The sequence below is a fragment of the Paenibacillus wulumuqiensis genome (genome assembly GCF_000971965.1).
Classification (GTDB): domain Bacteria; phylum Bacillota; class Bacilli; order Paenibacillales; family Paenibacillaceae; genus Saccharibacillus; species Saccharibacillus wulumuqiensis.
Genome location: NZ_LAQP01000016.1, coordinates 138,906 through 153,211, shown reverse-complemented (window position 1 = coordinate 153,211; position 14,306 = coordinate 138,906). Strand labels below are relative to the sequence as shown.

15 protein-coding genes and 1 pseudogene are annotated in these 14,306 nt (G+C 50.7%); 13 read left to right on the top strand and 3 right to left on the bottom strand.

What is annotated here, in order from left to right:
- From WH45_RS19050 to WH45_RS19035, 4 genes are all read left to right on the top strand, one after another.
- Positions 1 to 1,143, top strand: coding sequence for an ABC transporter ATP-binding protein (locus WH45_RS19050; RefSeq protein ID WP_046216002.1), 1,143 nt, complete (start codon positions 1 to 3; stop codon positions 1,141 to 1,143).
- Between the two features lie 82 nt (positions 1,144 to 1,225).
- On the top strand, positions 1,226 to 1,996 hold the full coding sequence (locus tag WH45_RS19045) for a PHP-associated domain-containing protein (RefSeq protein ID WP_046216001.1): 771 nt from the start codon (positions 1,226 to 1,228) through the stop codon (positions 1,994 to 1,996).
- Positions 1,997 to 2,127: 131 nt separating this feature from the next.
- Positions 2,128 to 2,964 (top strand): MurR/RpiR family transcriptional regulator, encoded by an 837-nt coding sequence (locus WH45_RS19040; RefSeq protein WP_046216000.1) that lies wholly within the window; start codon positions 2,128 to 2,130, stop codon positions 2,962 to 2,964.
- Between the two features lie 163 nt (positions 2,965 to 3,127).
- Complete coding sequence (locus WH45_RS19035; protein WP_046215999.1) at positions 3,128 to 3,742, top strand: DUF6707 family protein; 615 nt, start codon at positions 3,128 to 3,130, stop codon at positions 3,740 to 3,742.
- Between the two features lie 70 nt (positions 3,743 to 3,812).
- Here the strand turns inward: WH45_RS19035 and WH45_RS19030 are convergent, their stop codons facing one another.
- A complete protein-coding gene (locus tag WH45_RS19030; protein ID WP_046215998.1) occupies positions 3,813 to 4,349 on the bottom strand; it encodes a hypothetical protein in 537 nt (178 codons plus the stop codon).
- Between the two features lie 119 nt (positions 4,350 to 4,468).
- Entirely contained in the window at positions 4,469 to 5,686 is a 1,218-nt protein-coding gene (locus WH45_RS19025) for a hypothetical protein (RefSeq protein ID WP_052723861.1), read from the bottom strand.
- A gap of 332 nt (positions 5,687 to 6,018) precedes the next feature.
- Between WH45_RS19025 and WH45_RS19020 the strand changes: the two genes are divergently transcribed.
- The 6 genes from WH45_RS19020 (at position 6,019) to WH45_RS18995 (ending at position 11,569) form a co-directional block, all read left to right on the top strand.
- Positions 6,019 to 6,516, top strand: a complete 498-nt coding sequence (locus WH45_RS19020) for a HEAT repeat domain-containing protein (protein WP_046215997.1) — start codon at positions 6,019 to 6,021, stop codon at positions 6,514 to 6,516.
- Between the two features lie 119 nt (positions 6,517 to 6,635).
- Positions 6,636 to 6,899: a NifU N-terminal domain-containing protein gene (locus WH45_RS19015; RefSeq protein WP_046215996.1), complete on the top strand. Its 264-nt coding sequence runs from the start codon at positions 6,636 to 6,638 to the stop codon at positions 6,897 to 6,899.
- A gap of 279 nt (positions 6,900 to 7,178) precedes the next feature.
- Positions 7,179 to 8,138 carry an MraY family glycosyltransferase gene (locus tag WH45_RS19010; RefSeq protein ID WP_046215995.1) on the top strand — a complete coding sequence of 320 codons (960 nt, stop codon included), beginning with the start codon at positions 7,179 to 7,181 and terminating at the stop codon, positions 8,136 to 8,138.
- Positions 8,139 to 8,457: 319 nt separating this feature from the next.
- Positions 8,458 to 8,982 (top strand): hypothetical protein, encoded by a 525-nt coding sequence (locus WH45_RS19005; RefSeq protein ID WP_046215994.1) that lies wholly within the window; start codon positions 8,458 to 8,460, stop codon positions 8,980 to 8,982.
- Positions 8,983 to 9,245: 263 nt separating this feature from the next.
- On the top strand, positions 9,246 to 10,118 hold the full coding sequence (locus WH45_RS24160) for a DUF4261 domain-containing protein (protein ID WP_082096958.1): 873 nt from the start codon (positions 9,246 to 9,248) through the stop codon (positions 10,116 to 10,118).
- Positions 10,119 to 10,312: 194 nt separating this feature from the next.
- Positions 10,313 to 11,569 carry a hypothetical protein gene (locus WH45_RS18995; RefSeq protein ID WP_235338418.1) on the top strand — a complete coding sequence of 419 codons (1,257 nt, stop codon included), beginning with the start codon at positions 10,313 to 10,315 and terminating at the stop codon, positions 11,567 to 11,569.
- Positions 11,570 to 11,803: 234 nt separating this feature from the next.
- Here the strand turns inward: WH45_RS18995 and WH45_RS23470 are convergent.
- Positions 11,804 to 11,962, bottom strand: a pseudogene (locus tag WH45_RS23470) (MFS transporter); the annotation flags it as partial.
- Between the two features lie 273 nt (positions 11,963 to 12,235).
- Between WH45_RS23470 and WH45_RS18990 the strand changes: the two are divergent.
- From WH45_RS18990 to WH45_RS18980, 3 genes are all read left to right on the top strand, one after another.
- On the top strand, positions 12,236 to 12,658 hold the full coding sequence (locus WH45_RS18990) for a MarR family winged helix-turn-helix transcriptional regulator (RefSeq protein ID WP_046215992.1): 423 nt from the start codon (positions 12,236 to 12,238) through the stop codon (positions 12,656 to 12,658).
- A gap of 265 nt (positions 12,659 to 12,923) precedes the next feature.
- Positions 12,924 to 13,130 carry a helix-turn-helix transcriptional regulator gene (locus WH45_RS18985; protein ID WP_046215991.1) on the top strand — a complete coding sequence of 69 codons (207 nt, stop codon included), beginning with the start codon at positions 12,924 to 12,926 and terminating at the stop codon, positions 13,128 to 13,130.
- 55 nt (positions 13,131 to 13,185) lie between these two features.
- Positions 13,186 to 14,298: an SAF domain-containing protein gene (locus WH45_RS18980; RefSeq protein ID WP_052723859.1), complete on the top strand. Its 1,113-nt coding sequence runs from the start codon at positions 13,186 to 13,188 to the stop codon at positions 14,296 to 14,298.
- Positions 14,299 to 14,306: the final 8 nt, after the last annotated feature.

Sequence of the window (14,306 nt, the reverse complement as noted above, 5' to 3'; positions counted from 1 at the left end):
ATGAATGCGATTGAACTGCAGGGAATCCGCGTCGATATGGGCCGCAAAAGCATACTGAAAGGCATCGACCTGACGATTGAGCAGGGGGACTTTATGACCTTTCTCGGGCCTTCCGGCTGCGGCAAGACGACGCTGCTGCGCACGATTGCCGGTCTGCAAAAAGCGGATGGTGGCACGATTGTGCTGCACGGCCAGGAAGTAGCCAATGGAGAGACCGCCTACCATATGGACCCAGCCAAGCGCGGACTGAGTCTTGTGTTCCAGAGCTATGCCCTGTGGCCGCATATGTCGGTCTATGAGAATGTGGCATTCGGTCTGCAGGTGCGCCGCCAGTCCAGAACCGAGATTCGTGAAAAGGTCACCGCCGCCCTGGAAAAAGTACGTATCGCCGATCTGGCCGAACGTTATCCGGGTGAGCTGTCCGGCGGGCAGCAGCAGCGGGTTGCGATTGCGAGAGCGATTGTGACCGAGCCGCAGGTGCTGCTGCTGGATGAGCCATTATCCAATCTGGATGCCCGGCTACGTGTGGAGATGAGAGCAGAGCTCAAGCGGCTGCACCGGGAACTGGGCGCGACGATTATCTATGTGACGCATGACCAGCAGGAAGCGCTGACCCTGTCGACGCGGATTGCGGTGTTTTTTGAAGGGGAGATTGTGCAGCTGGATCGGCCGCAGGTGCTGTATCGCAGACCGGCTACGCTGCAGGTGGCTGATTTCTTCGGTAGTGGCGGCATGGACACGAATCATATGGGTGCCGAGCTGATCGCGGCGGATGGCGGACGAGTGTATCTGAGTTCGCCGGTCTGCTCTTTTCCGCTGGAAGGCATTACATTGACAGAGACGATGCCGGTCATTTTGACGATCAAGCCGGAGCATATCCAGCTGCATCGCAGCTTTGTACCGCATGCGGTGCCGTCTGTCGTCGAAGCAGTCTTCCCGGCAGGTGCCGAAACGCTGGTGAAGCTGATGACCGATGGCAGTGAACTGAGCGCCCGTGTGCTCGGGGATGCCGAATACAGCTGCGGCGAGACGGTGTATATGACGCTGAATCCCGAATATATGAATATATACAACCGGGACAGCGGCCGTCTGCTGACGGATATCCGCCCGGTGATGCCGATCCGGGAAATGGTTCGGGCCTGAGCATGCCGAGAAGAACGGGAAGCAGCATCTCTAGCTGAAATGATGCACCTAATCGAATTTTAATTTTATGGAGGAACCTATCATGAGAATCGACTTTCATATTCACGCCAAATTATCCAAGAAAACAGACTTTTCACTGGAGCACTTCTATACCATTCTGGATGAAGCCAAAACGCATGATCTGGATGCGATCATTCTGACCGAGCATTTTAATACCCGCCGGTTTGACGAGGTGTATGGTACGCTGGATCAGCATCTGCCGTGCAACGGGCATTATTATGACCGGGATGGATTCCGCATCTTTACCGGTATGGAAGTCGATGTGGCCGAGGGCGGGCATATTCTGGTCAGTGGACCCAAGGACGCGCTGCTCCAGGTACGTGAGGCACTGGAGAGCTACACTTCGCCAGAGCATTTTATCCCGCTGGAAGGACTGTTCGATCTGTGTCATCCGGCAGGATTGATGGTCATCGGGGGACATCCGTTCCGCGAATCCAATCATCTGTACCATGTGGCACCGGAGCTGCTGCGCCGATTCGATGCCTTTGACCTGAACGGCAAGGATCTGCACGAGATCGGCATTCAGGAAAATATCGCCAAAGTACTCACCCTGGGTGAGCAGCATGATGTGCCGGTCGTCGCTGGTAGTGATGCGCACCAAATGTTCCAGGTCGGCTGTGTGTTCAACGAGCTGCCCGGTACTTATGAGACGGTGGACGAGATTCGTCAGGCGATTCGCGCAGGGCAGTGCCGCCGCTGTATCTCTCCTTCGCTGCATCTGCAGGTACGCGCCGCCAATGCAGTGAAAAAGCTGCTCAAGAAGAAGGTAGAAGTTACCGATTCGCCGAATTGAATCTTATTCCGGCAGCAGCTGCAGTACATTTACGTTATCCTGAATAAAAGCAGTACACCAAAAGCCGACTTGTACTGTCCATAGTGGACTGGACAAGCCGGCTTAATGAACAGAAAGCAGAGGGCCGCATCATGGAACTTACTTTTGCCAGTAATAGGCTGTCCCGCAGTCACCAGCGGGTCGCCGATTATATTATCAAAAATATCGAGGGCATTCCTTTTATGGTGGAGGAAGATATCGCGGCAGCCTGCAAGGTCAGCGTCTCGACCGTCTCCCGCTTCTGGGCGGAGATTGAATGCCGCAATCTCAAGGAATTCAAGCACCGGGTCAAGGAGGAGGGACTGGTCTCTCCGTCGCGCAAGCTGCAGTCTGCCTTTGACCGGATGGAGGAGCAGGGCAATGCTTCCGCGCAGATCATGGATACGACTGCCTATTTGCAGCAGACTGCCGATCGACTGGAGCAGGAGGTATTCGACCGGGCCGTGCAGTATCTGGTGGAAGCGGACACAGTGCATATCTACGGTCCCGGCTCGGCCCGCTCGCTGGCGGTACTGCTGGAATTCCGGCTGAACCGGTTCGGCAATCATGTACGCATGATGGACTATGGCGGTCATGAACTGCTGGGGTCCTTTATCCATATGAAAGCAGGCGATGCGGTCGTACTGTTCGGATTTGTCGCGGAGTCGCCGGAGCTGGCGTCGCTGCTCGATTATGCCCGCGAAGCAGGCTGTCATACGATTCTGGTAACCGATCTGGCGGTCAGTGATATGCGGCAAAAGGCCGATGTGGCGCTTTATACTGCCAGAGGCGAAGTATGGGAATTCCACTCCATGGCTGCGCCGCTAGTGCTGCTGGAGACGCTGATCGTCGCTGTCGGCAAATCGCAGGAACAGGAAGCACTCCACCGCAGCGAAGAACTGCACCGGCTGCGCCAGCAGTACGGCAAATGGCTGCCCAAGCAGGTCTGAATCTGATCCATCGTCCGAATAGATCAAGCAGTGGACGATAACGGCAGACGACAACATCAATACAGCCAATTGCACGAGAAGAGTCTGTCAGCAACGACAGGCTCCTGTATAATGGATACAGTATGTATACCAGTCCCATTTTGCGAGGAGGCATCCCTACCTTATGAAGCTCAAGGAAGCACTATCCATTATCCACGACGATACCGAAGCTGCCGACTATCTGTCCCGTACACCAGCCCGCGCCAGACGCACGACCAAGGGCGAACTGGAGACCTGCGTCCGGCTCGGCTGGCTGCTGTATGTTACCGGTGAACCGGAAGCGGCAGGCCAGCTGATCGAGCCGCTGACAGCCGTTTCTTTTGAGAATAACTATGATCACTGGACATGGATCGAGTACGCGCTGGTTCTGCAGGTACAGCTATCTGCGGGAGCAGCGGACGAAGAAAAGGTCCGCCAGCATGCCATATCCGCAGTCGAACAGGCTGTGCAGACCGGCGAAGAATCGATTGTGCAGGTAAAACAAAAAGTGCACGGCCGCTTCCTGAGAGGAGAGACCCTGCACCCTGAAAATATAGAAAAGGCGGTTCAGGACAAAGATGATATTCGCGAAGCCAACTATCGGCTCATTCATCTGATGGAGCTGAGCAAGCTCGCTGTACTGGGCGGCTCAGCAGAATATCCGGCAGAGCAGGCTGCCCGTGAAGCCGCAGAGCAGCAGGCACGCATCCGTCAGATTGCCGAACAGCACGGACGAGCAGAACTGGACCCATTTAAATAAACATATCATTCATGAATTGCAGTCAGTATGCTGGCCCCTGAATTGCTCGAATGGATCGAGCCGGACTCATTTAAAAAGACATACCGTTCATCCATCGCAGCCAGTCTGCCAGATCCTCAAACTGCTGCTCCTGCTGACTGTAATATCTGTACACCCGCGGTTCGGCCGACTTGTCCTCCGGCCAGACCAGCAGGGTGTACTCTCCATCATCTTCACTTATTACCGACAGTACAGACAGCCGGTCATCCGGGTAACGTGCCGGTGCGCTGTCTTCCCGGTTGTCCCGCATGGCAGCGATCCATTCACGAAAAGGCTGCCCGTTCATCACTTCCTTCATCTGCACAGGGTCCAGCATATGCTCGCCAAGATCCAGCCAGCTGCCGGCATAGGCAAACCGCTCCAGCAGCTGTGGACTGACTGGCCGCAGGACACCCTTATCCAGTGTCGGAATCTGCTCTGCCTGTATGCCTGGCGCGATCTTCAGCCGGATATGGCTGCGGGCTTCCATTTCAATCATGCCTGTGGATACCAGTTCCTGTACTCTAGCTTCCATGCGTGTAGGGAAATTCATTTTGTACTGATCCAGCAGCTGCGATATAGTCGGCATGCCTGTTCCTCCTCCGATATCTTCATGTTATTTTCCGGTAATCTGATAATCACAAGTCACCTGATCACTGCACAGCTGCTGAGCAGCAAGCTTGCTGCTCGTCCACCAACATCATCTGCTTATTCCACCGATGCATATTTCACAATCACCGCTTCCCGTGTCTGTTCATCATAGGCGACCCACAGTTCATCACCTGCCACGACACCGTACAGCGGCTCAATCGACTGCTCGATCCGGTATTCCACACCGCCGCGCTCTGCCATAATGACAGCCCGCGGGCGTTCGCCGTTCGTACCGTGAAACTGCACTGAACGCACGATGGCGCTACCCTGCTTGCCGCGCAGCAGTGCTGCTTCACGGTTATATTCCTCAACTTTGACGCTGACTGGAATATCCACTCCCGGCTGCAGCATGTCGATCATATGCGGGGGCACAAACTGGCTGTTCAGCCGGGTCACGCCGCCGCCTTCAGTTCGGGTGATCAGCTCCAGCAGCATCAGCTGGCGATCGTCGATATGCAGCGGATACTTCTGTACATGAACAAGCTGCCCGGTGATCGCCGTATGATCCTGCTTGCGATATGGAATCGCTTCGCCATAGCTGAATATCCGCACCGTACTGCCAATCTGCAGCAGATTAGCGGTCTCTCCGACCTGGTAAAAGAAACCTGGTGCCTGCACGACAGGTACACGGTATCGCTGACCTGCAGCTTCAAAATGCAGCAGCAGCGCTTCACTCCGGTGGATCGAGCCATGGCTGTCGATCTGCTGCAGCACAGCGGATGCAATAACCTCAGGCTCACGGGAAGGCAGGTTATTCTTTTGCTGATCATTTTCGGTTATGAATAGAGCCTTGCCGTTCACCGGATTGTAGCTGATCATTACCGGGTCGCCGGTCTTGGGCATATGCAGATAGGAGACGACCTGCCGGATCTCCGCCTGTTCGCTGCGTCCTTTATGCATGAAGCTTACCATGAACCGGATCAGCGGCTGATCGTTGATCTGCGTGCCTGTCTCTGCCATCGAGACAATGGTGCCCTGGATCAGGATTCCCTGCTGCAGCTGCTTCTGTCTGCGAAGCGTCAGCAGCTTGATCAGCAGCGGCACACCTATGAAGATCAACAGCGTGATGACCAGCCAGATCCCCCAGTTGATCACGATCGCATTCCACTGTTTGACATAGGCGACAAAGCTTTCTACAGACACCGGATCGGCCTGCTGTGTCTCGGCAGGCAGTTGAAATGTACTCGTATAATCTTTCCATACCAGCACACTCAATATAATGACCGGAATCAGAAAGATAAGACCTGCTGCGGCTGCTGGAATTGCTTTTTTCATTTGCATTCTCCTCGAATAAAGTGGAATACCTGGTATAAATATTATGTAGACATGACCATCATGAACAGCGAAGTGGTATTCTGAACCTGTGCAGATCCATTTGCTATAACCCGGTACGTGAATAGACCGGGCGTTACAGGCCATCACTATAAATGTAACATACTTGCCGATCATCTTCCTAAATCGACGCCGGAAGGAACGCAGCGACGTTATTTTGGCAGATTCGGGGCGCAGATTGTATATTCCGGGAGCGGTCCGGTTATATATATGTTAGTATAGAAGCTGGATAAGAACATTTCCGTATAAGGAAGTACAGAGGAGACCTGAATATTTTGACAACTGAAGATCATTCCAATAAACAATACGAGCTGCCCGAGAATTATAGTGAACTGAAAAAAGCAGCACACCGTACAGCGGACTGGCAGCAGCGCCTGAGTGCCGTAACGGAACTGGGACAGTATGACCAGCCGCCGGTCATTGACCTGCTTATGCATCTGATGAACAATGACCCGGTAACGGCTGTACGCAGAGAAGCCCACAAGCAGCTGCGCAGTCTCGGTCAGGATGTACAACTGCCACAGCGTCACAACACAGAGCTGTTCAATCATATGACCAAGACGCTGATCCGTATCAAGAAGAGCCTGCCGCGTGAGCACACGTACGAGGACTTCAAGGACAAGCTGAACAAAATGCGTACTGATATCTACAATGCCTACGAAGGCGAAAAAGGCGACGAGTTCGACAGCTGGCTGCGCGGCAGATGGGAATCTCTTGATCTGACCCGCAACCCGAAAAAAACACCGAAACCCGACACCAGCTCCGAGCAGTAAAAACGGCTGATTTGCAAATGCAATAGTCTGGCGGCAGAATCGCTGCCGGAGACACTATAACGGAAGCAGGCAGCATGGCTGCTTTGTATATACCAATCCCACTTGTAAAGGAGCTATCCATGGCTATTCAAATTAATGTTCAGACTACCCCTAACCCGAATTCGGTTAAAATCAACGCAGATCGTGCCATCTTTGAGGGAACAGGCAGTACTTCCGTCAAAGCCGGCGACAGCACGGATCATGCACTGGCACAGGCACTGGTTAACATCGACGGTGTCGATAACATCTTTGGGATGCGTGACTTTGTAACAGTCACCAAACTGCCGGATGCGAGCTGGGATGAGATCATGCCGCAGGTAGAACAGATTTTCGAAGAAGCGTAATTTATAATCAGATCGGCAGGCCTGTACAGATTACTGTGCTGCGCTCACCGGTCCAATCATTCAGCCGGCCTCCTCGGGAGTGCCGGTTTTTTGTTGTGAAGATCCAGATTGGAGTCGCCTTCTTCAGAGGAAACTGCCAATTATGATAAAAATATCATTTTTGCAGCTATTGTAATGATTTCTTTTTAGGCGTATATGTTATCTTAACTGATAATTATTCGCATCGTAATTCATCTACTTCGGACGGATTAAATGATAACCAGACCATAAGGAGGAACTATGCCATACATTGCTGCTTTTATTCTGTCGTTTGTGTTTGTGCTGATCACGATTCCGATGCTGCGCAAATGGGCGATCCGGCTTGATTTTGTGGATAAACCACGACCGGACAGCGAGCGCAAGCTGCACAGGGAACCCGTACCGTTGATGGCGGGGATTGCTTTGTTTGGTGGATTCGCGATCTCGTACATACTGTTTATGGATGCGGGTCTGTGGAAAATGACAGCTGTCATGGCTGGGTCGCTGCTTGTACTGGGGATCGGGCTGGTCGATGACTGGTACAAAGTGAGCCGCCGTGAATTTCCGGCACTGCCGAAAATGATCGTGCAGCTGGCTGCCGCGCTGATTATCTATATGGCCGGTATCCGCTTCTCGGGGTTCTCGAACCCTTTTAATGATCAGTATATTCTGCTGCCGGACTGGCTGCAGCTGATCCTGACGCTGCTCTGGATCTTTGGCGTAACGACTGTAATCAACTTCAGTGACGGTATGGATGGTCTGGCAGGCAGTCTGGCGACAATCTCGGCGGTGACGCTGTTCATCGTGGCGATCACCCAGGGACAGGGTGGGTCGGCGATCATGGCAATTAGTCTGGTCGGTGTGGGACTTGCCTATCTGCGGTATAACAAGCCGCCGGCCAAAGTATACATGGGTGATTCGGGAGCGACCTTCCTCGGATTCGTCCTGGCGATCATCGCACTGGATGGCGCCTTCAAGCAGGCGACGCTGCTGTCATTGTTCGTTCCGATTCTGGCATTGGGCGTGCCGATTTTTGATAATATTTTCGTGGTAATCAAGCGCATGCTGAACGGCAAGCCGATCTATGAAGCGGATGCGACGCAGATTCATTACCGTCTGCTGTCGAGCGGCCTGAATCAGCAGCAGGTACTGCTCGTCTTATGCCTGATCAGCGTATGTCTGAGTCTGTCTTCGATTATACTGGTACTGCTGCCAGTGTAGGTCACATTGTCATCAGACTACGCTGCAGTTCGAAAGTCTCTTCCTGGCGAAGAGGCTTTTTTGTTGTATACAGGAGCTGAATAATCAAATCTGTCCGGCGCGATACGCAGCAATTCCAGCTTGCAGACGTGCTGCACAGCCATCTCGCCCTGAAGGAAATATCCCCTTTTCGTCATATTTTTATAGTATTGATATAAATTACAATATATACATAATTTAGTTGATGAGGTATTGTGAAAGAAGAACATGTAGAGAGGAGAGGATTGCCGGAAAATCCAGTAGTTTTGTATTCCATCATTACACATTCAGGAGGGATTTTATGAAAAAGACAATGCTTTATCTGCTGTCCATGCTGCTTCTGTTTATGCTGATTATGCCTTCATCAACAAAGGCCAGCGCAGAAAGCAGTGTATCTTCCGACGTGTATGCAAACGCGGATTTGCCAACGATTTCGCCGGGAACTGCTCCATCAGCCAATTCGGAAAGTGCGGCGCCGGCGCAGTGGCGTTACTATTATTACTATACGATGGTGCTGAATGTAGAGGACGGCTTTGGATTTGGGGATGACCTCAATTTGACTCACGGGCAGACGCTGGTTGGTACGCTGCCTGCCATGATCAAAGCCGAGACAGGCCGGGATGTTCAGTTTTATGACTTCGATGCGGCCAGGGATAAAGATGGAAACCGGTTATTCCGAATCTACATGATGGTATACGATGAGAAGATTCCCGATGTGGTCAAACTGCGTACTCGTCTGAATACAATGAAATGGTATGCCGATATGTTCCCGGTATACGAAGGCAAACCGCTGGTGGAGCGGTTCTCGTATGCTCCGCGCTGGTAATACCGAATAGATCAGTCAGACGTCCAGGGAGCAGGTACTTTTCTTTGGATCGACAGGATAGCTGCTGGTATGGACATGGAATTATAGCGAATGCTGCTGGCCTGTTCATCAAAAGCCTTTCTTCGGAAAGGCTTTTTGGTATGGTAGGAAAATGCTTCCTTTACTGTTAAACTGGTAAAAGAAGCACGGATACCTTGCAAGAGTGCATCTATACATGGACAACAGCAGGATACATATATCATTTCAAAACGAAGGAGCGTTGGATGATGGGAATTTTCGATATGTTTCGTAAAAAAAAGAAAGATCCTGTGCAGCAGGAAAGCGGTCATCGCACAGATGTGGAGGTGCAGGCTGCCAATATGAGCCAACCGGCCGCAGTCGATCCGGCCACCGAGACTCCCGAACCGGCGAGTATGCTGCTTGGATTTGCACTGCTGAACAGTGCCGAATATGACGTAGAACAGTTGGTCCGTACGATGCAGACAGACTGGAGCATCCAGGTAGATGGACTGGAAGCAGGCGAGAATATGGTATTTGAGCTGGGCGGCATGAATATCGCTGTCGCGTATATGCCGGGACCGATCCCGAATCAGGAAGTCGAATCCAACTGTAAATATAACGTATTGTGGCCGGAAGCGGAGCAGGTCGTGGCGACCCATCAGGCCCATGTTATCATTACAGTGATGAACATTACCGATCCGCTGATCGGTCACGCGCTGTTCACCCAGATTACGAGCAGTGTACTGAAGCTGAATAATGCGATTGCCTACTATTCTCCGCCGATGGTGATGTCTGCGGAATCGTATATTGAGAGCGCACGGATGCTGCAGGATCAGGAGCTGCCTGTGCAGCTGTGGGTGTTCCTTGGGTTGTACCGGAGTGAAGACGGCGGAGGCAGTTCCTCGTACACGATCGGACTGAAGCATTTTGGCAAGGATGAGATCGAGATTGTGGATTCCCGTGAAGAGATGGCGGATGTATTTGAATTTACACTGAATATTGTGAGTTATATTGTGGGAAGCGACGTGACTTTCCGTGATGGCGAGACGATTGGATTTGCCGAAGATCACAAACTGCAGCTGACCCGTTCGCCAGCGGTGGCGATGGAAGGGTACAGTATCAAGATCGGGTATTGATGGCATTTTGATTATGGATAGAATTGTTGTGACCTTAATATGGGTTGTGGCATTGCAATGACAGAGAATGGCTGTATATAAAGGGCCGCGTTGTCCGGTAACGGATGAGGTGGCCTTTTTACAGGAGCTATTTCCAACCATTCAACAAGCACATATACTTGGAGTTGTACCCTTAAAAATGAAGGAGCAGGACAATGGTAAAATGGATAGGGCGGTTATTATGTACAGCATTAATTTTGAGTCTGGTGGCGTCAATGGATTCAACGAGCATTCATGCTGACGAGAGCAGCACAGCAGCACCAAAGTCAGTATCACCGCAAGCGATGCTTGAACAATCCATCCAATCGGTCAAGCTTGCCGATGCCAAGGGAAAGCTGAACACGGCGAGTTATCAAGTTCAATTTGCAAAAGACTCCAAAGAGTTTTTCCATATTAACTCGATGTCTCCGGATCGCTCAGGAGAACACATGATCATTATGTATCAGACTGAAGACGAATTTTTTGCGTCTGGCAAAGATAAGCGTGAGGGATTTAGAATAGCATCCATTCAGGCGAAAGATGGCCGCAAAGTATGGGAAACGGTTATCCCTGATAAGCGTCCACGTGATGGAGTGTACGGTGTTGAATCCAATGGAGAACTGTTTGTAGCTGCAGAAGACAAGGATACTTTTTATCTACATACTGTTAATGGGAAAACAGGCAAGATCACAAGGACGATCAAACAGCCTCATCCATCCGAATCCATTTTTATGTTATGGGATTACTGGTTGATAGATAACAATCAGTTAGTGGTATCCTATGCCATAAACAACAAATCAACACTTCGCTATTTTGATCCTGCCGGGAAACTGCTCAAAACACGCACCATCTCGGGAACGGTTTGGGATGCAGAGGCGAATCATATGGTGGTTACAGACGGGAATGCTTTGCGCTATACGCTGAGTGTGCAGGATCACAAGGGTAATTATACATTTAAAAAATCAATCGTTAATAAAGATTATTCGTTATTTGTATATTTGCTGCCGGATCTATCGGTAGGGGTTGAAAGTGGAATGCCGGATGAGAAAGGGTATGCGTGCCGATTAACCAAGTACGACGCCAAAGGTAAAAAGCAGTGGCAGCATGCGATAACAGGTCGGGATTTTCCTTATTATAAAAAAGGAAATCATATAATAGCTGTTTTTGAAAAATCCAACAAAGTATCTTTTCTGAATGATCAGGGAAAAGAAACCAATCCGTTAATCGGAAGTGGAACGATTAATCTGATTGAAAAGGAAATTTACTTTAATGGTCAGAATACACGTATTGCAGATACCAAAACGATGAAGTGGTTAGCTGAATTGCAGTACAAAGGCGAAGAACCGCGAGTTACCTGGCTGGGCAAGCAGCAGTTGGCGATCTACGATATGAAGAAAGATGTTATTGCCGTTATTCGTATTAAGCAGAAATAACATCATCACCCATCATTTATATGCATGACAAACCTCAATATCAGCAAAACACTGCAAAAAGAGCAATGCGCCGGACTCATTATCGGCCATTGCTCTTTTATTTTCAGGAAAGGGATCAACCTATATTCCAAGCACAAGACGGAGAATGTGCATCACCCAAAATATTTATTTCCCGCCTGCCCGGCTTTCGTTTGTCCGGCGTTGGCGCTCATCTACACTATCTTCCATGATATGCTACGAGCGCAGCATACGCCATCCGGTCAACAGAGCCGCAATCAGACAGATGCTCGCTGATACAACGAAGACCACATGCATACCTGCAAGGAAAATATCCGAACGACCCGGAATTAGTCCGGTGACCCGGTAGCCTGCTTCCCCGCTCATCACGCCAAAGTAGTCGGTGGGACATGTCGAGTATATATCAGCATAGTTGCGTTAGCAACTATTTATCGGATCGCTTTCGTTCGTTTTTACTTTCTATACACATCATCATCGAATTCCGTTAAAATTAATATATCCATCTGTCGGCGGATTAATCTGTTTTGATAGAGATTGCTGCTTTTTCATGAGTATTCACATGATTATGTATGGACCTCGGCGCAGGAATAGGGCTGAGACAGGAAATATATTATCCGGATCATATCCGGCTGAAGTAGGTGCACAGGCATGAAAAGGGATTCAATCGGCAAGCTCATTTCGTACATTAACCGTGTTAATCAGAAAAATCTGGCCCGCAGCTTCAAGGAGTATGACATCGGCAGCGGAGGACATCACAGCTATCTCAAAGCCATTTTGCAAAGACCCGGCGTCAATCAGGATCAGCTGACCACCGATCTCAAATTCGACAAAGCCACCACGACCCGCTCGGTTCGGCAGCTGGAGGAAGCCGGTTATATTGAGCGGCGAACCGATCCGAATGACCGTCGTGCCTATCTGCTTTACCCCACCGAACGGGCCAAGGTGTTTGAACCGATACTGCATGAGATCCTCCAGGATGCCAACGCCCAGCTTACCCGCAGTCTGTCCGCCGAGGAAAAGGAGCAGCTCTGGCAGCTGCTGAAAAAAATCTATCACAGCAATAATGAATAGGGACAGTAGGCAATCGGTATAGTCTAAAAGACATGACTAAATAGAAAATCGTGCCTTATTATCTTTTGTTCTGAACCTTTGTGCTTATTCGATATAATCCAAAAGTCACAAAAAAATTGCGAAATGAATTGACAACACATCCGGCCTTCATATAAGATGGCTGTATAAATAAACAAATCTTGTTAAAGCGAAGCACGCTTAATGTCCTCTGGGCATTTTGCGTGCTTTTTTTGTTGTTCATTTATAGAGAGAGGAGTAAGCGTACTTGAGTATATCCCTAAATGATGCCGAACAGCTGGCCATAGCGCGGAAGCGAAAAAAGCTGTCCCAGGGACAGCTTGCCAGGCAGATCGGCTCCTACCAGACCCGGATCAGCCGACTGGAAAATTCACGCAGCGAGCCTACAGCTGATGAGAAAGCATTAATCGAAAAAATACTGGGTACCCGCATCTGGTCTGTCACCATATCATGAATCCAGCTGTCAGCGGCCTATCCGGAAGAGCCAACTATTAAGGAGTGTTACAAACGTGTCCATCATTCGATTTCGTATGAAAAGCAAGATCTACGCCGGACTGATCGGCGGTTTAATCGTCGCCATTCTCGCTTCGGCAGGATACATATTTCTGATCAATCATCAGGCCAATCAGCTCAAAGCCGTCAAGCAGCAGTATGAAATGCAGCTGAGCCAGTCCCAGCAGGCGCTGGCCGACCAGCAGGCTGTCTCCAGCAGGATTGTCGTCACCACCGGTGAACTGAAAGCCGGCGACCGGATACAAAAGCAGAACGTCTCGGTCGCCTTCGTCTCCAAAAAAGGAGCACCGGCAAATGCCGTCACCGACCCCGGCCAACTGATTGGCAAAATCGTCAAGATCAATGTCGGCAAAGCAACGCCGCTCATCTCGTCGATGGTCTACGCCGAAGAAGCCACGCCAAAAGATCTGCGCAGCAAGGAATACAGCGTTGTCCAGCTGCCGACCAAGCTGCAAAAAGGCGACTTTGTCGATGTGCGTATCGGCTTCCCGAACGGTAATGACTATATCGTATTGTCCAAGAAAAAAGTCGAAGATCTCGCCGGTACGACGATCTGGTACAACATTAACGAATCCGAGATTCTGGCGATGAGCAGTGCAATTGTTGATGCCTATCTGCAGGGAGCCAAACTGTATGCCATCTCCTATGCCGACCCTTATATGCAGGATGAAGCTATTCCGAATTATCCGGCCAACAAAGATGTTATTAACCTGATCCAGTCCGATCCGAATGTACTGGAAAAGGCCACCCTGCTGCTAAGCAGAACTGCACGGGAGACGCTGGATAGCAGCCTGAGCCGGATGAGTGAAGCCGACAAGCTCAAGCTGGGCGGCGGCAGTCAGCCGCAGGCAGCAGAGAGTGAGCAGCAGTCGACTACTCCAACAGCACAGTCGTCCGATCAGTTGAATGCGCAGACGCCGGAATGGAATGCTTCTGCTACAGGAGGCACTGCAGAGCCGGTCACCGATCCGGCGGCTGTACCAAATGCAGCCGATTCATCGCCGCATCAGCCGATCGTATCACCGGTTGAGCCAGCCGCGAGCCATTCAACACCTGCCACAACAGAGCAGAAGAGCGAGGCTGTTTTTGAGCAGCCGCTCGTTAAATAAAGGAGGAT

Coding starts and splice junctions, on each gene's coding strand:
- WH45_RS19025 (WP_052723861.1), bottom strand. CDS start 5,686: ATGAAAAAAGCAATTCCAGCAGCCGCAGCAGGTCTTATCTTTCTGATT.
- WH45_RS19005 (WP_046215994.1), top strand. CDS start 8,458: ATGAAAAAGACAATGCTTTATCTGCTGTCCATGCTGCTTCTGTTTATG.
- WH45_RS19035 (WP_046215999.1), top strand. CDS start 3,128: ATGAAGCTCAAGGAAGCACTATCCATTATCCACGACGATACCGAAGCT.
- WH45_RS19045 (WP_046216001.1), top strand. CDS start 1,226: ATGAGAATCGACTTTCATATTCACGCCAAATTATCCAAGAAAACAGAC.
- WH45_RS18990 (WP_046215992.1), top strand. CDS start 12,236: ATGAAAAGGGATTCAATCGGCAAGCTCATTTCGTACATTAACCGTGTT.
- WH45_RS24160 (WP_082096958.1), top strand. CDS start 9,246: ATGATGGGAATTTTCGATATGTTTCGTAAAAAAAAGAAAGATCCTGTG.
- WH45_RS19015 (WP_046215996.1), top strand. CDS start 6,636: ATGGCTATTCAAATTAATGTTCAGACTACCCCTAACCCGAATTCGGTT.
- WH45_RS19040 (WP_046216000.1), top strand. CDS start 2,128: ATGGAACTTACTTTTGCCAGTAATAGGCTGTCCCGCAGTCACCAGCGG.
- WH45_RS19030 (WP_046215998.1), bottom strand. CDS start 4,349: ATGCCGACTATATCGCAGCTGCTGGATCAGTACAAAATGAATTTCCCT.
- WH45_RS19010 (WP_046215995.1), top strand. CDS start 7,179: ATGCCATACATTGCTGCTTTTATTCTGTCGTTTGTGTTTGTGCTGATC.
- WH45_RS19050 (WP_046216002.1), top strand. CDS start 1: ATGAATGCGATTGAACTGCAGGGAATCCGCGTCGATATGGGCCGCAAA.
- WH45_RS18995 (WP_235338418.1), top strand. CDS start 10,313: ATGGTAAAATGGATAGGGCGGTTATTATGTACAGCATTAATTTTGAGT.